The following is a 20,127-nucleotide window of genomic DNA, read 5'->3' as shown; positions in this document are numbered from 1 at the left end:
CTGCTCGGCCGGGCGCAGTCAGCAGGGGATGATGGGGGCGGCCGGGAGCGTTCCGATGCGCAGCAGTTCGGTCACCGCATCTGCCGGCAGGGGGGGGCTGAAGACATAGCCCTGGGCCGCGGAGCAGCCCTCGTTGCGCAGGAAGTCGAGCTGGTCGGGGGTCTCGGTGCCCTCGGCGATGACCTCCAGGCGCAGGCTGCGCCCCAGCTGGATCACCGCCCGCACGATGGCGGCGTCATCCGGATCGTCGGTGAGGTCGCGCACAAAGCTCTGGTCGATCTTCAGGCAATCCACCGGGAAGCGCTTGAGGTAGGCCAGGCTCGAGTAGCCGGTGCCGAAATCGTCGATGGACATGCGCACGCCCAGCGCCTTGAGCTCCCGCAGCGTCGCCTCCACTTCGGTTCCCGACTGCATCAGCAGGGATTCGGTGAGCTCCAGCTCCAGCCAGCGGGCGTCGAGCCTGGCCGCTTCGAGGGCTTCGCGGATGGTAGCCACCATGTCGGCGCGGCGGAACTGCAGGGCCGACAGGTTGACCGCCACGGGTACCGGGGGCAACCCCCGGTCCTGCCACTGGCGGGCCTGGCGGCAGGCCTCGAACAGCACCCAGCGGCCGATCGGGACGATCAGCCCGCACTCCTCCGCCAGCGGAATGAAGTGGGCCGGCGAGATGCCGCCCAGGGTGCCGCTGAACCAGCGCAGCAGGGCTTCCATGCCGATGATGCGGCCGCTCGCCAGGTTCACCTGGGGCTGGTAGTAAAGCTGGAATTCCTGCTGGTCCAGCGCCCGGCGCAGCGCGTTTTCCATGTGCAGCCGCTCGAGGGCATTGACGTTCATGACCTCGTCGAAGAAGCGGTAGGTGTTACGCCCCTCTTCCTTGGCGTGGTACATGGCCGTGTCGGCGTTCTTCATCAGGGTCTCGGCGCACTCCCCGTCTTCGGGGTAGAGGGCGATGCCGATGGAGAAGGACGTGGCGAGTTGCTGGCCCTCGATCTCAAAGGCCGGGCAGAGCTTGTCGAGGATCTTCTCTGCCACCCGGGCGGCGTCGTCCGGCGCCTTGATGTCGGTCAGCACGATCAGGAATTCGTCGCCACCCTGGCGGCTGACCGTGTCGGTCTCGCGGATGCAGGCGCTCAGGCGCAGGGCGACCCCCTGCAGCAGGCGGTCGCCCACCATGTGGCCGAGGGAGTCGTTGATGGTCTTGAAGCGGTCCAGGTCGAGGAAGAGCAGGGCAATGCGCGAGCCATGGCGTGCCGCCTGGGCCAGTGACTGATCCAGGCGGTCCTGCAGCAGGGTGCGGTTGGGCAGGCCGGTCAGCGGATCATGCTGGGCCAGGAAGGCGATGCGCGCTTCCGAAGCTTTGCGTTCGGTGATGTCGGAGAACACCGCCACGTAGTGGGTGACCCGGCCGCTGCGGTCGCGCACGGTGCTGATCGACAGGGCAGCCGGGTAGAGCGTGCCATCCTTGCGCCGGTCGTGGATCTCGCCCTGCCAGAAGCCGTTGATGCTGATGTCCCGCCACATGGCCTCGTAGAAGCTGCGGTCATGGTGGCCGGAATGCAGCAGGCGCGGAGTCTGGCCGACGGCCTCCGCGGAGGTGTAGCCGGTGACATCGGTGAAGGCCTGGTTCACCGACAGGATGCGCTGCTGCGCGTCGGTCACGATGATGGCTTCGATGCTGTTGCGGAACACCGTCAAGGCCAGGCGCAGCTGTTCTTCGCTGTCACGCCGGGCGGTCACGTCGGCGATGGTGGTCACCACCCCGCGGCGTTCGTCGGAATGATCGTAGAAGAGCGGGACGGAGTTGGTCCACAGCCAGCGCCGCCCGCCGTCCGGGCGATCGAGCCCGAGCAGGCCGGATTGGGGCAGCCCGGTGGACAGGGCCTGCATCGCCGGGGTCTGGGAGGGAGCAAGGGGTTCGCCCTCTTCATCCAGGTAGGTGATGAGCTTGTTGTGGATGTCCCAGCCCTTCATCTGCTCGGCGCTCAGGCCGAGGATCTCCTCGGCCATGACGTTGTGGAGCAGCAGGACGCCGCCGGCGTCGCGCATGATCACGCCTTCGCCCATGGAGGCGAGGAGGGTGCGCATGCGGGTTTCCCGCTCGCGCAGTTCGGCCTCCGTGTTGCGGCGGTCGGTGATGTCAATGCACGAGCTGATGTAGCCGGCGAACTCGCCGGCCTGGTCGTACAGGGGGCGGCCCGTGTTGAGGATCCAGCGGTAGTTGCCGTCCTTGCGGCGGAGCCGGAACTCCATCTCGAAGGGCGTGCGGACCGTGAAATGTTCCAGGTAGGTGCTGACGCAGCGGTCGAAGTCCTCCGGGTGCACGCCCATGGTCCAGCCGTCGCCGACCTCCTGCCCCAGGCTGCGGCCGGTGAAATCCAGCCAGGTCTTGTTGAAGTAGGTGCAGCGCGCATCCGCGCCGGAGCGCCAGATCAGGGTCGGAAAATGCTCGAAGAGCGACAGCTGGAACGCCCAGTTGTCGGGATCTTCGGAGGAGGGCAAGGCAAGCACGGCTGCTGTCGATTCCGGTGCGCTGGAGCCTGGAGTTTGATTGAGAAACTCATTTTAACGCTTTTGAAAGGATGCGCCGTGAATATTACATATGGCATCCCCGGGCCGTGGGTTGGCGACCGGCTTCAGATATTGTCTTCATCCATGAGGCGCGGCAGGAAGTTGCGGGCCCGGGCGAGGGCCGAATAGATATCGCCGCAGATGTTGTTGATGCCGACCTCGTCCTCGAAGCCGGAGCGATGGATCAGGGATTCAGGCTGGGCATTGAGGTTGCACAGGATCAGGGCGCAGCCGCGCTTGTGCAGGTTCCTGCACAGGCTTTCGAGGCCCTCCAGGCCGGTGGTGTCCAGGTTGACCAGGTGATGCATGTCGAGGATGACCACCTCCGGATGCCGCTCGGCTGGGTCGAGCAGGGCCTCGAGCTTGTGGATGGCGCCGAAGAACAGCGTTCCGTACAGTGAATAGGCCACCACCCGCGGCGTGCCGTCCGGGTACAGGAAGTCCGGCAGCATCGACAGTTCGCCGAGGGGCATGCGCTCGACCCGCGTCAGGTCGGACATGCGGTAGATGAAGAACAGGCTGGCCATCACCATGCCGAGCTCAACCGCGAGGGTCAGGTCGAAGAAAACGGTGACGAAGAAGGTGGTCAGCAGGATGGTGCGATAGGTGGCGGCGAAGCGCCCGAGCCCGCGGAATTCATGCCATTCACCCATGTTGACCGCCACCACCACCACGATTGCCGACAGGGTGGCGAGTGGAATGTGCTTGGCAAAGGGGGCCAGCACGAGGACCACAGCCAGAAGGACGAGGGAATGGACGATGCCGGCCACCGGGGAGCGGCCGCCGGTGCGGACGTTGGTGGCGGTGCGAGCGATGGCGCCGGTGGCGGCAAAGCCCCCGAACAGCGGCGCCACCAGGTTGGCCAGGCCCTGGGCGATCAGTTCCTGGTTGGGGTCATGGCGGTCTTCGATGGCGGCGTCGGCGACCCGCGCCGACAGCAGCGACTCGATGGCGCCCAGCAGGGCGATGGTCAGGGCCGGAGAGATCAGCTTGCCCAGGGTTTCGAGGGACAGCTCCGGCAGGGCGAAGGCGGGCAGATCCTGGGGGATGCCGTTGAAGCGGCTGCCGATGGTTTCCACGGGCAGTTGCAGGATGGCATTGACCACGGTTGCGATCACCAGCACTCCAAGGGGGCCGGGCAGCCTGGCCAGGGGCTTGAAGCGTCGGGCCAGGCGGTTCCAGGAGAGGAGCACCGCCAGCGAGGCCACCGACAGTCCCACGGTGGGCAGGTCGATGGTGTCCAGGTGCGTGACGAGGGCTTTCACCTTGCCGAAGAACTCGCCCGGCAGGTGGTCGATCCGGAGGCCCAGGAAGTCTTTTATCTGGGCCAGGAAGATCACCACCGCAATGCCATTGGTGAAGCCGATCACCACCGTCTTGGGGATGAAGCGGATCAGGTTGCCGAGGCGGAACAGGCCCATCGCCACCAGCATGGCGCCGGCCAGCATGGTGGCGACCAGCAGGTTCTGCACGCCGTATTCGACGACGATGCCGTAGATGATGGGAATGAAGGCTCCGGTGGGGCCGCCGATCTGCACTCGGGAGCCGCCGAGGGCGGAGATCAGGAAGCCGGCGACGATGGCCGTCCAGATGCCGGCGGTGGGGGACATGCCGGAGGCGATGGCGAAGGCCATGGCCAGGGGCAGTGCGAGCACCCCGACGGTGAGGCCGGCCGAGGCATCGCGGCCGAACTGGGCGCCGTTATAGCCGGGAAGCGTGTCGAGGAGTTTGGGGCGAAATACGAATTTCATGGTACCTCCGCAAATGAGGGGGGATTGCGTCACCCGAAGGTGCGTCTTGCGGAGGGTGTGGGCCCGGCCCGGTACGATGCTGGACGATCCATCGTTTGCAGGCGGTGAGGGGCATGGGCCGGGGGCGGGTCAGGAAAAGTTGCTGTCGTTGGCGGCGTCGCGGCCGGCCGAGGCGCTGTGCATGACTTCGACCAGCATCTTCACAGCGGCGATGAACACGGTGACGATGCCGCCCCCCACGCAGATCCAGGCCTGCAGGCTGTTGGCCGGAAAGCCCGGCAGGATCGAGGCACGATCCTCGAGCAGGTAGGCGGCGCCGACGGCGAGCACCATGACCCCGATCATGTCGAGGGCGGCCCAGCCCCAGAAGGCGGGCGTCAGGCGTGGAAGGGGAGATCGTTGGGTGCTCATGACGGGGTGTAAAGCTAGGGTATGGGGCTGACAGGCTGCTTACGGCAGGCTTGCGCTCGGGCAGGCCTGCCGCTGCTGTGCGTGTCCCGTTACTTGACCCGCATGCCCGGCATGGCGCCGGCGTCGGGAGACAGGATGAAGAGGCCCGGGGTTTCACCGGAGGCGTCGGAGGCGGCCAGCACCATGCCTTCCGACATGCCGAACTTCATCTTGCGCGGAGCCAGGTTGGCCACCATCACGGTGAGGCGGCCGACCAGGGTGGCCGGGTCGTAGGCGCTCTTGATGCCGGCAAAGACTTGGCGGGGTCGCATCTGGCCGTCCTGGGTCTCGCCGATGTCGAGCTGCAGGCGCAGCAGCTTGGCGGCGCCTTCGACGTGCTCGGCGCTGACGATACGGGCGATGCGCAGGTCCACCTTGCCGAAGTCGTCGATCGAGATGTAGGGCTCGAACTCGCTGGCCTGTTCGGTTTCGGTGGCGGCGGCATTGGCCTGGTGCTGGGCGTGGCGCTGTTCGGAGTGTGCCGCCTTGGCCGCATCCTTGGCGCCCTTGGCGGGCTGGGTTTCGGTGGTGGCAGGGGCGAGGGACTCGCGGTTGGCCTCGAGCAGGGCATCCACCTGCTTGCGCTCGATGCGGGTCATCAGGTGGCTGTAGGCGCCGATGGCGTGGCCGGCGGGCAGGGGGGCGAGCAGGTTGTCCCAGCTCAGCGGTTCGATTGCCAGGAAGGTCTCGACCTGGGCGGCGAGGCTCGGCAGCACCGGCTTGAGCAGGCCGGTGAGCGCCTTGAAGATGTTGATGGCAGTGGTGCATACCACATGCAGGCGGGCCTCCTGGCCTTCCTGCTTGACCAGCTCCCAGGGCTTGTTGTCATTCACGTAGCCGTTGGCCTGGTCGGCAAACTCCATGATCCGGCGCAGGGCGCGGCTGTAGTCGCGGTTCTCGTAGGCGGCGGCGACTTCGTCCAGGTTCCAGTCCAGGGCGGCGGCTGCGTCGTGGCTGCCCAGCTTGCCGTCGAAGCGCTTGGCGATGAAGCCGGCGCAGCGGCTGGCAATGTTGACGAACTTGCCCACCAGGTCGGAATTGACCTTGGCGATCATGTCGTCGAGGTTGAGGTCCACGTCCTCCATGGTGCCGTTGGACTTGCCGGCGAAGTAGTAGCGCAGCCACTCGGGATTGAGCTTCTGCTCGGTGTAGGAGCGGGCAGTGATGAAGGTGCCGCGGCTCTTGCTCATCTTGGCGCCGTCAACGGTGAGGAAGCCGTTGACGCACAGCTGGGTGGGCGAGCGGTAGCCGGCGAAGTGAAGCATGGCGGGCCAGAACAGGGCGTGGAAGTACAAGATGTCCTTGCCGATGAAGTGAATCAGCTCGGTGCCGGTGGCGGCGGCCGGGCCGGACTCGGTGAAGGCGGCGACGTCGATGTCCGGGTTGCGGGCGGCGAGGTTCTTGAAGCTGGCGAAGTAGCCGATCGGCGCATCCAGCCAGACGTAGAAATACTTGCCCGGCGCGTCGGGGATCTCGAAGCCGAAGTAGGGGGCGTCACGGGAGATGTCCCAGTCGGAGAGCTTGTTCTCGCCGGCGTCGCCCAGCCACTCCTTCATCTTGTTGGCCGCTTCCAGCTGCAGGCGGCGGGAGCCGTCGGGCGTGGTGCCCTGGGTCCAGTCACGCAGGAACTCCACTGCGCGTGGGTCAGACAGGCGGAAGAAGTAGTGTTCGGAGGTCTTCAGCACCGGCTTGGCGCCGGACACCGCGGAATACGGGTTCTTGAGCTCGGTGGGTGCGTAGGCGGCCCCGCAGACCTCACAGTTGTCGCCGTACTGGTCCGCCGCGCCGCACTTGGGGCACTCGCCCTTGATGAAGCGGTCGGGCAGGAACATCTCCTTGACCGGGTCGTAGAACTGTTCGATGGCGCGGGTTTCGATCAGCCGGGCGCCGTCGCGCAGACGGGTGTAGATGTCTTCCGCGTACCAGCGGTTTTCTTCGCTGTGGGTGGAGTGATAGTTGTCGAAGGCCACGCCGAAGTCGCGGAAGTCACGGGAGTGCTCGCCATGCACCCGGTTGATGAGCTGCTCGGGGGTCAGGCCTTCCTTTTCGGCGCGCAGCATCACCGGCGTGCCGTGGGTGTCGTCCGCGCAGACGTAATGCACCGCGTTGCCGCGCATGCGCTGGTAGCGCACCCAGATGTCGGCCTGGATGTAGCCCACCAAGTGGCCGAGGTGAATGTCGCCATTGGCGTAGGGCAGGGCGTTGGTGACGAGGATCTTGCGCGGGGTGGTCATGGGCGGCGTGCTGCGTGTGAATTCGGAATCCGCCATTCTAGCAAAGCGATTCACCCCCCGCCCCGTCGCGGACAGGGCGGGAATTGGGTAAACTGCGGGGCAAACTGGAGTAAATTACTCGGGTTTGCTTCCTTCGCCCGATTCCGCCATGTTTTCATTTTTCCGCCGCGGCCCGGCCTCCGACACCATGAGTCTTACCGAACAAAGCGTCCTCGACAGCCTCCGGCAGTACGCCGACCCCAATACCGGCAAGGATTACGTGTCCGCCCGCTGGGTCAAGAATGTGCGTGTCAGCGGGGCCGACGTGTCCTTTGACATTGAGCTGGGTTACCCGGCCAAGAGCCAGATCGACGCCATCCGCCAGGGCGTGATCGGCGCGGTGAAGGGTGTGCCGGGCGTCGGCAACGTGAGCGCCAACGTGTTCACCCGCATCGTCGCCCATGCCGTTCAGCAGGGCGTCAAGCTGTTGCCGGGGGTCAAGAACATCGTCGCCGTGGCCTCGGGCAAGGGCGGCGTGGGCAAGAGCACCACCTCGGTGAACCTGGCCCTGGCCCTGGCCGCCGAGGGCGCCACGGTCGGCATCCTGGATGCCGACATCTACGGCCCGTCCCAGCCCCAGATGCTCGGCATTGGTGGCCAGCAGCCCGAATCCGCCGACGGCAAGTCGATGGAGCCGCTGCAGGCCCACGGCCTGCAGGTGATGTCGATCGGCTTCCTGGTGGATGTGGAGACGCCGATGGTGTGGCGTGGCCCGATGGCTACCCAGGCTCTCAACCAGTTGCTCAAGGAAACCAACTGGAAGGAGCTGGACTACCTCATCATCGACATGCCGCCGGGTACCGGCGACATCCAGCTGACCCTGTCCCAGAGCGTGCCGGTGACCGGCGCGGTGATCGTCACCACGCCCCAGGACATCGCCCTGCTGGATGCCCGCAAGGGTCTCAAGATGTTCGAGAAGGTGGGGGTTCCCATCATCGGCATCGTCGAGAACATGAGCATCCACATCTGCTCCAAGTGCGGCCACGAGGAGCACATCTTCGGTTCCGGCGGCGGTGAGGCCATGTGCAAGGATTACGGCGTGCCCTTCCTCGGCGCGCTGCCTCTCGATATCCAGATCCGCAAGCAGGTGGATGGCGGCGTGCCCAGCGTGGTGGCCGATCCGGAGGGGCGCGTGGCGGAGCTCTACAAGGGTATCGCCCGCCAGGTCGCCATCGCCATCGCCGAGCGCCAGAAGGACATGAGCCACAAGTTCCCGAGCATCGTGGTGCAGAACACATGAGTGCACGCCTCCTGATGCGGGCCGCCGTGCTGGTGGCCTGCACGACGGGCCTGTCGGGCTGCGTGGTGGGTGCGGTGGTGGGGACCGCGGTCGATGTGGGGGTCGAGGTGGTGAAGATCCCGTTCAAGGTGGGCAAGGGTGTCTACGACGCGGTCAAGGACGACGACGAGCCGAAAAAGAATTGAGGCGCGCGTTGTCTCTTGACTTGTCTTAGAATGCGCGTTTTTTAGGCAGGGGCGCAGCGTGAGCATCAAATCGGACAAGTGGATCCGCCGCATGGCAGAGGGCGAGCAGAGCATGATCGAGCCCTTCGCCCCTGAGTTGGTGCGCCAGAATGAGGGCGGCAAGATCGTGTCCTACGGCACGTCGAGTTACGGCTACGATGTGCGCGTCGCCAACGAATTCAAGATCTTCACCAACATCAACTCCACCATCGTCGATCCGAAGAACTTCGACGAGCGCAATTTCGTGGATTTCAATGGCGATGTCTGCATCATTCCGCCCAATTCCTTTGCGCTGGCCCGCACGGTGGAGTACTTCCGCATTCCGCGCAGCGTGCTGACCGTGTGCCTGGGCAAGTCCACCTATGCCCGCTGCGGCATCATCGTCAATGTGACGCCGCTGGAGCCGGAGTGGGAGGGCCACGTGACCCTCGAGTTCTCCAACACCACGACGCTGCCGGCCAAGATCTACGCCAACGAGGGTGTCGCCCAGATGCTCTTCTTCGAGTCCGATGAGGTGTGTGCCACCTCCTACAAGGACCGGGGCGGTAAATATCTGGGTCAGACGGGCGTGACACTGCCCAAAATCTGAAATACTTTCGGATTAGTATCCGGACACGGGGCGGACCATGCGCAGGCACGCGGGTCCGCCCAAAGCTTTTTTGTTGATCCCCCCGCGTTGAAAACGGGGTTTCGAGGAGTTCGAGCATGCGCTTCAATTTTCCGGTCATCGTCATCGACGAGGACTTCCGTTCGGAAAACACGTCGGGGCTGGGTATCCGCGCCCTGGCAGAAGCCATCGAGCAGGAAGGTCTGCAGGTCCTGGGTGTCACCAGCTACGGCGATCTCTCCTCGTTTGCCCAGCAGCAGAGCCGGGCCTCGACCTTCATCCTGTCCATCGACGACGAGGAGTTCTCGTCCCCGGAAGCCGCCGCCAAGGCCATCGCCGACCTGCGTGCCTTTGTCAGCGAGATCCGGCTGCGCAACGCCGACATCCCCATCTTCCTGCATGGTGAAACCCGTACCTCCCGCCACATCCCCAACGATGTGCTGCGCGAGCTGCATGGCTTCATCCACATGTACGAGGACACCCCGGAGTTCATCGCCCGCAACGTGGTGCGTGAGGCAAAGGCCTATCTGGAGTCCCTGCCGCCGCCCTTCTTCCGGGCCCTGGTCCATTACGCCTCGGACGGCTCCTACTCCTGGCACTGCCCTGGCCACTCCGGCGGCGTCGCTTTCCTGAAGAGCCCGGTGGGGCAGATGTTCCACCAGTTCTTCGGCGAGAACATGCTGCGTGCCGACGTCTGCAACGCGGTAGAGGAGCTGGGCCAGCTGCTCGACCACACCGGCCCGGTGGCCGCCTCCGAGCGCAATGCGGCGCGCATCTTCAACTGCGATCACCTTTATTTCGTCACCAACGGCACGTCCACGTCCAACAAGATCGTCTGGCACTCCACCGTGGCGCCGGGCGACATCGTGGTGGTGGACCGCAACTGCCACAAGTCCATCCTCCACGCCATCATGATGACCGGAGCGATCCCGGTCTTCCTGATGCCGACCCGCAACAACTTCGGCATCATCGGCCCCATCCCCAAGAGCGAATTCGCCTGGGAGAGCATCCAGCGCAAGATCGACGCCAACCCCTTCATCGCCGACAAGACCGCCAAGCCGCGGGTGCTGACCATCACCCAGTCCACCTACGACGGGGTGCTCTACAACGTCGAGGCGATCAAGGAAGAGCTGGACGGCAAGATCGACACCCTGCACTTCGACGAGGCCTGGCTGCCCCACGCGGCTTTCCACGATTTCTATGGCGATTACCACGCCATCGGTGCCGACCGCCCGCGCTGCAAGGAGTCGATGATCTTCTCCACCCAGTCCACCCACAAGCTGCTGGCCGGCCTGTCCCAGGCGTCGCAGATCCTCGTGCAGGACGCGGAAGCGCAGCGCCTCGACCGGGATGTGTTCAACGAGGCCTACCTCATGCACACCTCGACCAGTCCCCAGTACGCGATCATCGCCTCCTGCGACGTGGCGGCGGCGATGATGGAAGAGCCGGGCGGCACCGCCCTGGTGGAGGAGTCCATCGCCGAGGCCCTGGACTTCCGTCGGGCCATGCGCAAGGTGGACGAGGAGTGGGGCGCCGACTGGTGGTTCAAGGTGTGGGGCCCGGACGACCTTTCCGAAGAGGGCATCGAGGAGCGCGAGGCATGGATGCTCAAGCCCGGCGAGCGCTGGCACGGCTTCGGCAACCTGGCCGAAGGCTTCAACATGCTCGACCCGATCAAGGCCACCATCATCACCCCGGGCCTGGACGTGGATGGCGAGTTTGCCGAGCGGGGCATTCCGGCGGCCATCGTCACCAAGTACCTGGCCGAGCACGGGGTCATCGTCGAGAAGTGCGGCCTCTACTCCTTCTTCATCATGTTCACCATCGGCATCACCAAGGGCCGCTGGAACAGCATGGTGACCGAGCTGCAGCAGTTCAAGGATGACTACGACAAGAACCAGCCGCTGTGGAAGGTGCTGCCCGAGTTCGTGCAGAAGAACCCCCGCTACGAGCGGGTCGGCCTGCGTGACCTGTGCCGGGACATCCATGCGGTCTACCGTTCCAACGATGTGGCCCGCCTGACCACCGAGATGTACCTGTCCGACATGGTGCCGGCCATGAAGCCCGCCGATGCCTTTGCCAAGATGGCCCACCGCAACATTGAGCGGGTGTCCATCGACGAGCTCGAAGGGCGGGTCACCAGCGTGCTGCTGACCCCCTATCCGCCGGGCATCCCCCTGCTGATCCCGGGTGAGCGCTTCAACCGGACGGTGGTGCGCTACCTGCAGTTCGCCCGCGAGTTCAACGAACGCTTCCCGGGCTTTGAAACCGACGTGCACGGCCTGGTCAAGGAGCCGCGCGACGGGCGCATCCACTACTTCGTGGATTGTGTGAAGGACTGACGGAAGTTGATGGCTCCAGTAAAAACGCCGCGGACTCCGCGGCGTTTTTACTTGCTGGACAGCATGTCAGCGTTGTCGGTCATAGGTGACGAAGGCGAAGGACAGGCCGGACCCGGACACGTGCGTCGCCCGTTCCACTTCCACCCATTGATCGGGTTTGAACTCGGGGAAGAAGGCGTCACCCGGGTAGTCCTGGTCGATCTCGGTCAGGATCAGCCGGTCGGCAAGGGGCAGGGCCTGGCGGTACAGCTCGGCACCGCCGATCACGAAGGCAGTGTCCGCCTCGCCGGCTGCTGCGAGGGCTGCCTGAAGGCCGTCGACCACCGTGCCGCCCGCGGCGGTATAGCCAGCATTGCGGCTGACCACGATGTTGGCGCGACCAGGCAGGGGGCGGAAGGCGTCGGGCAGGGATTCCCAGGTCTTGCGGCCCATGATCACGGGTTTGCCGCGGGTGGTCTCGCGGAAGTGCTTCAGGTCTTCCGGCAGGTGCCAGGGCAGGCGGTTGTCGATGCCGATCACGCGGCCCTTGCCGCAGGCCGCGATCAGGGCAAGGAGGGGCTGGCGCGTGCTCACACGGCCACCGGTGCAGAGATGTGCGGATGCGGATCGTAGCCCTCGAGGGTGAAGTCGTCGATGGTGAAGGCAAAGATGTCCTTCACCGCCGGGTTGATGCGCAGGGTGGGCAGAGCGCGGGGTTCCCGGGAGAGCTGCAGTTTGGTCTGCTCCAGGTGGTTCAGGTACAAGTGGCAGTCGCCGCCCGTCCACACGAAGTCGCCCGGCTCATAGCCGCAGACCTGGGCCACCATCAGGGTGAACAGGGCGTAGCTGGCGATGTTGAAGGGCACGCCCAGGAAGATGTCGGCGCTGCGCTGGTAAAGCTGGCAGGACAGCTTGCCGCCAGCCACGTAGAACTGGAACAGGGCATGGCATGGAGGCAGGGCCATGCGGTCCACCTCCGACGGATTCCAGGCCGACACGATGTGGCGGCGTGAATCCGGATTCTTCTTGAGCGCCTCGATGAGCTGGCTGATCTGGTCGATGCTGCGCCCGTCCGGGGCTTCCCAGCGGCGCCACTGCTTGCCGTACACCGGCCCCAGTTCGCCGTCCGCGTCGGCCCATTCATCCCAGATCGAGACACCGTTGTCCTTGAGGTAGCGGATGTTGGTGTCGCCGCGCAGGAACCACAACAGCTCGTGGATGATCGAGCGGGTGTGCAGTTTCTTGGTGGTGAGCAGCGGAAAGCCCTCGGCCAGATCGAAGCGCATCTGCCAGCCGAAGACCGAGAGGGTGCCGGTGCCGGTGCGGTCATCCTTGCGGTGGCCGCGTTCCGCCACGTGGCGCATGAGTTCAAGGTACTGGCGCATGATTCCGGGGGCAGGGGGAGTAAAGGCCCGCAAGTCTACCCGATGCAGGGGCCGGGGCGAAATGTGGCCGACGTGTCTCGTGGCGGGGAGTGCCCGGCATGGGCATGAGGGCTTGTGCTAACATCGCCCAGCACAAATCAACGATCTCGATCGGGCCGTCAGGGAGGCGCAGCGCAGTCATGGAGGGGGGCACCGTGGTTCACAATCAGCATCCTCTTCTTGAGCCCGCACAGCTCCGTCAGGCGCTTACCGACATCGCTACCAGCGCGGCGCCCACGGCCATTGTCGAGCTGATCCGCTGGCTCGATTCCTTCCAGTACGAAGCCGAACTGCCCATCGCCGAACTGGCCCGCCTGGTGGTAGTGCTCGATGAGGCGGCCCAGCCTCAGCTGCGTCAGGCTGCCGGGCTCTACCTGTCGAATGCCTTCGGTTCGCGCAGCCTGCGCTACAAGGCGCTCGGCAAGGATTTTTACGCCAGCCTGGGGCGGGCCTACGATCTCGTGCTGGATGGCCTCGCCACCGATTTCGCGCTGCCCGTCGACGACCCCCTGCGCGCCGAGATCCGCTTGCGCACGGTGCGCAGCGCTGCTGGCGAGATGAAGTGGGCGGCTTTCGATTATCACGGCTTGCCTGGCGATGTGTGGCAGCGGGCAGGGCAGGCGTTTCGCGATGCCCACAATGTCGGTGGGCTCAATGTGCCCATCAATATCCGCGAGGGGCGGGAGACCCGCTCCACCATCCAGCGCGAGTTCGTGCGCCTGGTGGCCCTGCATTGCGCCAGTCTCGATCAGCTCTCCCCCGAGCGCATCGAGGCCACCGACAAGCTGGTCCGCTACCTGCAGCCGGCCCTCGATCTGAGCGCCGAGCCCTTGTCCGGCAGCCAGTTTGCGGTGGATCTGGACAGGCTGGCGCCGCCGCGCCGCTGCCTGACCCTGCCGGACAAGCCCTCCGGCGACCTGCGTTTCTTCCGCCCCGGTGATGCCTTGCCGGCGCTGGACGAACTCGCCCGCAGCCTGGCGGATGCCTCGTCCGCGCCGGCCTTTGCCGGGATCAGCCTGCCATCGGTCACCGCCACCGTCCGGCATCTGGCGCGCCAGTGGGGGCCTCAGCCGCCAATGCGCCAGTTTCGCCGTCATGTCGTGCAGGGGCAGCTGGCCCTGGCGACGGGGCTGGGTTTCATCCGCTCCCAGTTGTCGGGGGATGCCCTGCTTCGCCCGGCAGCAGCCTGGACCCTGCTGGATGCAAGCCGCAACGGCTTCGGCGTCCAGTCCGCTATGTATGACGCCGATGTCTGTCGGGTGGGGGCCCTGGTCGGAGCCCACGTGGGCGAGACCGGCCGCTGGGTGCTCGCGCTGGTACGGCGTGTCCGTTTCGATGATCGTGCGCGGGTCTCGGTCGGGCTGCAGACGATCTCCAGCGATCCCCAGCAGGTAGTGCTTGACGACGGCCAGCGGAGCTGGATCGGCATCCTGTGTGAGCCGGCCGTGCGGGGGCGCAGCGTGCGGGTGGTATGCGAGCCGGGTTTCATGCGGGCTGGGGGGCAGGTCTTTGCCCGTCTGGGGACGCGGATGCTCAAGCTCGAGCCGGGCAGCGCCATGGCGGGTGGACCCGGCTACCAGATCTCTCCCTGCGCCGTGGTTTAGGTGCAGTCCTGGATAGTCATTTTTTTATCGGGATCAGTGATTGACGCGCTTGAGCAAGTCCTGATACTGTTTTGCCCATGACCTCCGCGCAACAGACCAATCTCTTCTCCCTACTGGCCCTCTCCGGGCTGGGTCTGCTGCTGCCCTAACGGGCACACATCTCTTCCCCCTCCTGTTGTCGTTCCCTGTCGCCCATCCGGGCGAATTGCGTCCTCACACGCTTGCTGAACGGAGCTTTGCCATGAACACGCTGAATCTTGCCCTGCTGTCCCTACGACTGCGCCCCGGTTGCCAGGCCACGAGCCCGCGGCAGTCTGGCAGCCCTGCGTCCGCATCCGAACACCCGAACCGTTTCCGACGAAAGCAAAGGACAAGATCATGTTGAAGAACCCGAACACCAAGTATTCCGCCTTTCCCCCGGTCGCCCTCGCCGACCGTCAGTGGCCCGCCCGCACGATCACCCATCCGCCGATCTGGATGAGCACCGATCTCCGTGACGGCAACCAGGCCCTCTTCGAACCCATGGATGCCGCCCGCAAGTTGCGCATGTTCCGCAAGCTCGTGGCGATTGGTTTCAAGGAAATCGAAGTCGCTTTCCCTTCCGCCTCCCAGACCGATTTCGACTTCGTCCGCCATCTCATCGAGCAGGGCGAGATCCCCGACGACGTGACCATCGAGGTCCTCAGCCAGGCCCGGGAACACCTCATCCGTCGCACCATGGAGTCCCTCCGTGGCGCCCGCCGGGCCATCGTGCACATCTACAACGCCACGTCGCCGGTGTTCCGTGAGACGGTGTTCGGCATGAGCAAGGACGAGGTCAAGGCCCTTGCCGTGTCCAGCGTGCGCCTCGTCAAGGAGCTCGCCGCCAGCCAGCCGGAGACCGAGTGGGTGCTCCAGTACAGCCCCGAGACCTTCACCGCCACCGAGCTCGACTTCGCCAAGGAAGTCTGTGATGCCGTGGTGGCGGAGTGGGATCCGCGGCCGGGCGAGAAGGTCATCATCAACCTCCCCTCCACGGTCGAGGTGGCGATGCCCAATGTCTATGCGGATCAGATCGAGTGGATGCACCGCAATCTTGCCCGGCGCGACCAGATCGTGCTCAGCGTGCATCCCCACAACGATCGGGGCACCGGCGTTGCCGCCGCCGAGATGGCCATGCTCGCGGGCGCAGACCGGGTCGAGGGCTGCCTCTTCGGCAATGGCGAGCGTACCGGCAACGTGGATGTGGTGACCCTCGCCCTCAACATGTACACCCAGGGCATCCACCCCGGCCTCGACTTCTCGGACATCAACGATGTGGCCCGGGTGGCCGAGGAATGCACCCAGTTGCCGATCCATCCCCGCCATCCTTACGTCGGCGATCTCGTCTTCACCGCATTCTCCGGGTCGCACCAGGACGCCATCAAGAAGGGCTTCGAGGTGCAGCAGGCGGACGCCCTCTGGGCCGTGCCCTACATGCCGGTGGATCCGGCCGATCTCGGCCGTACCTACGATTCGGTGATCCGGGTGAACAGCCAGTCCGGCAAGGGCGGCGTAGCCCACTTGCTCCACACCGTGTATGGGCTCGTGATGCCGCGCCGCATGCAGGTGGAGTTCAGCACCGCGGTGCAGTGCCTCACCGACGAGAGCGGCCAGGAAGTGGATGCCCACCAGTTGTGGAATCTCTTCAGCCGCGAATACCTCGAGGCCGCTACGCCGGTGCGCTACATGGGGCATCACCTCTACGAGGCTGGCGAGCGCCAGGGCATCCGCCTCGAGGTCGAGGTGAATGGGCGTTGCATGGAGATCCGCGGTGAAGGTAACGGCCCCGTGGAGGCGGCCGTGGCGGCCCTCCGCATGCCGATCCGGGTGCAGAGCTTCGAGGAGCGCTCGATGGGCGAGGGTGCTGATGCTGCCGCGATGGCGATGATCGAGGTGGCCATGGAGGGCGTGGCCGGTAGCACCTTCGGCGCCGGCATGGATCGCAGCACGGTGACGGCGTCGATCCGTGCCATCGTCAGCGCGGCCAACCGCATCCGTGTCCGCGAGGGCAGCGGGGCGGTATCGGTGGAGACGCTCTTCGCTGACTGTGCAGCCTGACGCGTGAGCTGTTGAAACACAAAGGGCCGGGAATTCCCGGCCCTTTGCTTTGGTGCTGGAGGCGGGCTTACACCGCGGCCAGGGCCTGGTCCAGGTCGGCCAGGATGTCGTCGATGTGCTCGATGCCGATGGACAGGCGGACCATGTCTTCGGACACGCCGGCCTTCTTCATCTCCTCCGGCGACAACTGACGGTGGGTGGTGGAGGCCGGATGGCAAGCCAGGCTCTTGCTGTCACCGATGTTCACCAGGCGGGTCACCAGCTTGAGGGCGTCCTGGAAGCGGCCACCGGCAGCCTTGCCGTCACCGTCGGCGCTCTTCACGCCGAAGTTCAGGATGCCGGAGGCGCGGCCGCCCATGTATTTGTCGACCAGCGCGCGGTCGGGGTGGTCGGCCAGGCCGGCGTAGTTGACCCAGGCCACCTTGGCGTGGCCCTTCAGGAATTCGGCCACCTTCAGGGTGCTCTCGCAGATCCGGTCCATGCGCAGGGCCAGGGTCTCGACCCCTTGCAGGATCAGGAAGGCATTGAAGGGACTGATTGCCGCGCCCATGTTGCGCAGGGGCACCACCCGGGCGCGGCCGATGAAGGCTGCCGGGCCGAGGGCTTCGGTGTAGACCACGCCGTGGTAGGACACATCCGGTTCATTCAGGCGGCGGAAGCGCTCCTTGTGCTCGGCCCACGGGAACTTGCCGCTGTCGACGATGATGCCGCCGATGGAGGTGCCATGGCCGCCCAGGTACTTGGTGAGGGAGTGCACCACGATGTCGGCGCCGTGCTCGATGGGGCGGCATAGGTAGGGCGAGGGCACCGTGTTGTCCACGATCAGCGGAATGCCGTGGGCGTGGGCAATGGCCGCCAGGGCTTCGAAATCGGTGATGTTGCCCAACGGGTTGCCGACCGACTCGCAGTAGATCGCCTTGGTCCGCTCGTCGATCAGCGGCGCGAAGGAGTCCGGGTCGCGGTAGTCGGCGAAGCGCACGTGGATGCCGATCTGCGGCAGGGTGTGGGCGAACAGGTTGTAGGTGCCGCCGTACAGCGTGGACGCCGAGACGATGTTGTCACCGGCTTCGGCGATGGTCTGGATCGCGTAGGTGATGGCCGCCATGCCCGAGGCCAGGGCGAGTCCGGCGATGCCGCCTTCCATGGCCGCTACCCGGGCTTCGAGCACCGCCTGGGTGGGATTCATGATGCGGGTGTAGATGTTGCCGGCTACCTTCAGGTCGAACAGATCGGCACCGTGCTGGGTGTCGTCAAAGGCGTAGGAGGTGGTCTGGTAGATCGGCACGGCCACCGCCTTGGTGGTCGGGTCCGGGCTGTAACCGCCGTGGACGGCGAGAGTCTCGAGTTTCATTGTGTTTTTCTCCGATTGAAATCAGTGGGTACGTCGGCTGGATGAGTATGCCGGATTCATCACAGGGTTTTCCCTGATCAATATCCGGGATTCGTCACCTACCCGCGCGATCCTCGGTTGCCGATAATACTCAAAGTCCCATGCATGCCGCTGGTTTTTGGTACTGACTACGGGGCACTACAACTACAAGACAGGAGGAGAGACATGGAACTCAAGGGACGCAATGCCACATGGCTGGAACTCGCGGTGGCGCCGCTCTGGCGCCTGGGGCAGGCTCGGGTGCGGATCCACAGCCTGAGTGGGGGGCGGGAATGCTGTGTAGGCATCACGGTCGACGAGCGCTGGCTGTGTGCCAATGACGGCCGCCTGACCGTGTTTGGCTGCCGTGATTCGGCGTCGCGCTTTCTGGAGCTGCTGCGCATCGATCACATGGAGGAGGGGCCGGAGGCCAACCTGCCGGGCAGCTGTTCCGACCCGCTGGGCGTGCAGTGCCTTCGCCTCGGCACGCGAGGTGTCCTGCAGGAGTGCGACGGCGGTGCAGCGCGCCCGGGCCGTGGCAGCCCGGGGCGCATCATGATCCGGTCGAAGCCGCAGCGAGCCACCTTCGAGCAGGACTTCATGCGCTGAAGTACTGAAGCGCTGAATTTTCTGGGCAGTACAAGCTGAGCCGGCGCATCCGTGGGGTGCGCCGGCTTTTGTCGTTGCCTTGTGCCGGGCAGAGGGTGGAGCATCGAGCCCTTAGCGATGCCGGAGTCACATGGCTCTTGAAAGCTCGCGATATTTGCGCAAGAATAATACGGTATTACGCAATGGAGGCGTTGTGGCACGAATCAGGGTGATCACCATCCTCTCCCAGAAGGGTGGGGCGGGGAAATCTACGATGACGATGCAGCTGGCCGGTGGGCTGGCGAGTAAGGACCGCCGGGTTGCCGTGCTGGATCTCGACTCCCAGGAGACGGCCTTGCGCTGGGCTGGCAGTGCGCCGGAGGGTAAGCCTTTTCCGGCGGTGGTCGAAGGTTTGGCAGACCCCGCCGGCCTGCGTGCAGTCTTGAAGCGGCTGGCCCATCAGCGGGATTTCGTGCTTATCGACTGCCCACCCTCCATTGAGCATCCGGCCGTCCTGGCAGCCTTGCAGGAGGCCGATTTGGCCTTGATCCCGGTGGTGCCGAGCCCCGCGGACCTGTGGTCCACCAAGGGTATCGAACGGCTGGTCCTGCAGGTGCAGGCCGTGCGCAAGAGCCTCCGGGCTGCGTTGGTGCCGAACCGGGTGGTTCGAACCAATCTGGCCTGGGATGTTCTTGAGGTGATGCGGGATTTCTCACTTCCCATGCTGGGGGCGGCGCTTTCCCAGCGTAATGCCTACGCCCAGAGCGCCGTGATCGGTGCCTCGGTCCACCAGATGGGCCGGGCCGGTTCCGAGGCCGCGCGGGAGGTGGACAAACTGGTTGTTGAAGTATTGAAACTGACAGGAGAGAAAGTATGAACAGCACTATCAAATCGGCCCTTCGTTCCACCTTGCAGAAGGAGAGCGAGTCCCTCGAGGCGCGCCTGCCCGAGCAGCCCGTGGTGGCAGCGGTGGCCGAGCCTGCGGTTGTAGAGGTGGCGGCCGTGGCGGCCGCTCCCGAGGCCGAGGCTGTCGAGGCCCCGGTGGCTCCGCTTGCCGAGACTCCGGCCGTTGCAGCCCCGGTGCCGGTGAAGGCTGCCGCCAAGCCGGCCGCCAAGCGGCCGGCCAAGGCTGTTGCCGACAAGCCCGTGGCGGCCAAGGCTGTCAAGCCGGCCCCGGCAAAGAAGGTGGCGGCGAAGGCCGTCAAGCCGGTTGAAGCGGCCCCCCTGCCGGCCGCGGTCGAAGCGCCCGTCAAGGCTGCCGCCGTCAAGGCCAAGCCGGTGCGAGCGGAAAAGCCTGTGAAGGCCGAGAAGCCGGTGAAGGTGGAAAAGACTGTCAAGGCCGAGAAGCCGCTCAAGGCCGTGAAGGAAGAGAAAGCCGCCAAGGCGGTGAAGGCGCCCAAGGTGATCCGCGAGAAGGTGGTGCGGGACTCCTTCTCCATGCCCAAGAGCGAGCACACCCAGCTCAAGCTGTTGCGCGAAGCCCTGGCCAAGGCCGGGCGCATCTGCACCAAGTCGGAGCTGCTGCGGGCGGGTGTCCAGCTGCTGCTCAAGGAAACCACGGTCAACACGCGCGCCCTGGTGGAACGTCTCGCCGTGGTGCCCAAGGGCAAGAGCGCGAAGTAGGAAGGG

General features: G+C 65.3%; 16 protein-coding genes. 9 read left to right on the top strand and 7 right to left on the bottom strand.

Annotation, left to right across the window (positions count from 1 at the left end; genetic code table 11):
- Positions 1 to 18: 18 nt before the first annotated feature.
- From HHL15_RS03765 to metG, 4 genes are all read right to left on the bottom strand, one after another.
- A complete protein-coding gene (locus HHL15_RS03765; protein ID WP_169144484.1) occupies positions 19 to 2,499 on the bottom strand; it encodes a sensor domain-containing protein in 2,481 nt (826 codons plus the stop codon).
- Between the two features lie 134 nt (positions 2,500 to 2,633).
- Positions 2,634 to 4,319: a SulP family inorganic anion transporter gene (locus HHL15_RS03760; protein ID WP_169144483.1), complete on the bottom strand. Its 1,686-nt coding sequence runs from the start codon at positions 4,317 to 4,319 to the stop codon at positions 2,634 to 2,636.
- 129 nt (positions 4,320 to 4,448) lie between these two features.
- On the bottom strand, positions 4,449 to 4,730 hold the full coding sequence (locus tag HHL15_RS03755; RefSeq protein WP_169144482.1) for a hypothetical protein: 282 nt from the start codon (positions 4,728 to 4,730) through the stop codon (positions 4,449 to 4,451).
- A gap of 89 nt (positions 4,731 to 4,819) precedes the next feature.
- On the bottom strand, positions 4,820 to 7,003 hold the full coding sequence (metG, locus tag HHL15_RS03750; RefSeq protein ID WP_169144481.1) for a methionine--tRNA ligase: 2,184 nt from the start codon (positions 7,001 to 7,003) through the stop codon (positions 4,820 to 4,822).
- A 187-nt stretch (positions 7,004 to 7,190) separates the two neighbouring features.
- On the opposite strand from metG, the gene apbC reads away from it, so the two are divergent.
- The 4 genes from apbC to HHL15_RS03730 all read left to right on the top strand — a co-directional run bounded on the left by apbC (position 7,191) and on the right by HHL15_RS03730 (position 11,455).
- A complete protein-coding gene (apbC, locus tag HHL15_RS03745; RefSeq protein WP_169144655.1) occupies positions 7,191 to 8,282 on the top strand; it encodes an iron-sulfur cluster carrier protein ApbC in 1,092 nt (363 codons plus the stop codon).
- Positions 8,279 to 8,467, top strand: a complete 189-nt coding sequence (locus tag HHL15_RS03740) for an NF038104 family lipoprotein (RefSeq protein WP_169144480.1) — start codon at positions 8,279 to 8,281, stop codon at positions 8,465 to 8,467. Before apbC ends, HHL15_RS03740 begins: the two co-directional genes overlap by 4 nt.
- 58 nt (positions 8,468 to 8,525) lie before the next feature.
- Complete coding sequence (gene dcd / locus HHL15_RS03735) at positions 8,526 to 9,095, top strand: dCTP deaminase (protein WP_169144479.1); 570 nt, start codon at positions 8,526 to 8,528, stop codon at positions 9,093 to 9,095.
- A 116-nt stretch (positions 9,096 to 9,211) separates the two neighbouring features.
- Complete coding sequence (locus HHL15_RS03730) at positions 9,212 to 11,455, top strand: arginine/lysine/ornithine decarboxylase (protein WP_169144478.1); 2,244 nt, start codon at positions 9,212 to 9,214, stop codon at positions 11,453 to 11,455.
- Between the two features lie 66 nt (positions 11,456 to 11,521).
- Here the strand turns inward: HHL15_RS03730 and HHL15_RS03725 are convergent, their stop codons facing one another.
- Both HHL15_RS03725 and HHL15_RS03720 read right to left on the bottom strand, forming a co-directional pair.
- Entirely contained in the window at positions 11,522 to 12,028 is a 507-nt protein-coding gene (locus HHL15_RS03725; RefSeq protein WP_169144477.1) for a dihydrofolate reductase, read from the bottom strand.
- The gene (locus HHL15_RS03720; RefSeq protein WP_169144476.1) at positions 12,025 to 12,819 is read right to left on the bottom strand and encodes a thymidylate synthase; all 795 of its coding nucleotides are present in this window, start codon (positions 12,817 to 12,819) and stop codon (positions 12,025 to 12,027) included. The genes HHL15_RS03725 and HHL15_RS03720 overlap by 4 nt, the downstream gene beginning before the upstream one ends.
- Before the next feature lie 194 nt (positions 12,820 to 13,013).
- On the opposite strand from HHL15_RS03720, the gene HHL15_RS03715 reads away from it, so the two are divergent.
- Positions 13,014 to 14,462 (top strand): hypothetical protein, encoded by a 1,449-nt coding sequence (locus tag HHL15_RS03715; RefSeq protein WP_169144475.1) that lies wholly within the window; start codon positions 13,014 to 13,016, stop codon positions 14,460 to 14,462.
- 378 nt (positions 14,463 to 14,840) lie between these two features.
- A complete protein-coding gene (leuA, locus tag HHL15_RS03710; protein ID WP_169144474.1) occupies positions 14,841 to 16,541 on the top strand; it encodes a 2-isopropylmalate synthase in 1,701 nt (566 codons plus the stop codon).
- 67 nt (positions 16,542 to 16,608) lie between these two features.
- Here the strand turns inward: leuA and HHL15_RS03705 are convergent, their stop codons facing one another.
- Positions 16,609 to 17,892, bottom strand: coding sequence for an O-acetylhomoserine aminocarboxypropyltransferase/cysteine synthase family protein (locus tag HHL15_RS03705; protein ID WP_169144473.1), 1,284 nt, complete (start codon positions 17,890 to 17,892; stop codon positions 16,609 to 16,611).
- 204 nt (positions 17,893 to 18,096) lie between these two features.
- On the opposite strand from HHL15_RS03705, the gene HHL15_RS03700 reads away from it, so the two are divergent.
- The 3 genes from HHL15_RS03700 (at position 18,097) to HHL15_RS03690 (ending at position 20,121) form a co-directional block, all read left to right on the top strand.
- Entirely contained in the window at positions 18,097 to 18,519 is a 423-nt protein-coding gene (locus HHL15_RS03700; RefSeq protein ID WP_169144472.1) for a hypothetical protein, read from the top strand.
- A gap of 193 nt (positions 18,520 to 18,712) precedes the next feature.
- A complete protein-coding gene (parA, locus tag HHL15_RS03695; RefSeq protein WP_169144654.1) occupies positions 18,713 to 19,375 on the top strand; it encodes a ParA family partition ATPase in 663 nt (220 codons plus the stop codon).
- Positions 19,372 to 20,121: a hypothetical protein gene (locus tag HHL15_RS03690; RefSeq protein WP_169144471.1), complete on the top strand. Its 750-nt coding sequence runs from the start codon at positions 19,372 to 19,374 to the stop codon at positions 20,119 to 20,121. The genes parA and HHL15_RS03690 overlap by 4 nt, the downstream gene beginning before the upstream one ends.
- The last annotated feature ends 6 nt before the right edge of the window (positions 20,122 to 20,127 follow it).

It is taken from the genome of Zoogloea dura (assembly GCF_012927165.1).
GTDB classification, from domain to species: Bacteria; Pseudomonadota; Gammaproteobacteria; order Burkholderiales; family Rhodocyclaceae; genus Zoogloea; species Zoogloea dura.
This window is presented reverse-complemented; position numbering and strand designations above follow the sequence as displayed.

What these genes read in the sequence shown, in the direction of transcription:
- HHL15_RS03760 (WP_169144483.1), bottom strand. Translation starts at nt 4,319, where the DNA reads ATGAAATTCGTATTTCGCCCCAAACTCCTCGACACGCTTCCCGGCTAT.
- HHL15_RS03755 (WP_169144482.1), bottom strand. Translation starts at nt 4,730, where the DNA reads ATGAGCACCCAACGATCTCCCCTTCCACGCCTGACGCCCGCCTTCTGG.
- metG (WP_169144481.1), bottom strand. Translation starts at nt 7,003, where the DNA reads ATGACCACCCCGCGCAAGATCCTCGTCACCAACGCCCTGCCCTACGCC.
- apbC (WP_169144655.1), top strand. Translation starts at nt 7,191, where the DNA reads ATGAGTCTTACCGAACAAAGCGTCCTCGACAGCCTCCGGCAGTACGCC.
- HHL15_RS03740 (WP_169144480.1), top strand. Translation starts at nt 8,279, where the DNA reads ATGAGTGCACGCCTCCTGATGCGGGCCGCCGTGCTGGTGGCCTGCACG.
- HHL15_RS03730 (WP_169144478.1), top strand. Translation starts at nt 9,212, where the DNA reads ATGCGCTTCAATTTTCCGGTCATCGTCATCGACGAGGACTTCCGTTCG.
- HHL15_RS03720 (WP_169144476.1), bottom strand. Translation starts at nt 12,819, where the DNA reads ATGCGCCAGTACCTTGAACTCATGCGCCACGTGGCGGAACGCGGCCAC.
- leuA (WP_169144474.1), top strand. Translation starts at nt 14,841, where the DNA reads ATGTTGAAGAACCCGAACACCAAGTATTCCGCCTTTCCCCCGGTCGCC.
- HHL15_RS03705 (WP_169144473.1), bottom strand. Translation starts at nt 17,892, where the DNA reads ATGAAACTCGAGACTCTCGCCGTCCACGGCGGTTACAGCCCGGACCCG.
- HHL15_RS03700 (WP_169144472.1), top strand. Translation starts at nt 18,097, where the DNA reads ATGGAACTCAAGGGACGCAATGCCACATGGCTGGAACTCGCGGTGGCG.
- HHL15_RS03690 (WP_169144471.1), top strand. Translation starts at nt 19,372, where the DNA reads ATGAACAGCACTATCAAATCGGCCCTTCGTTCCACCTTGCAGAAGGAG.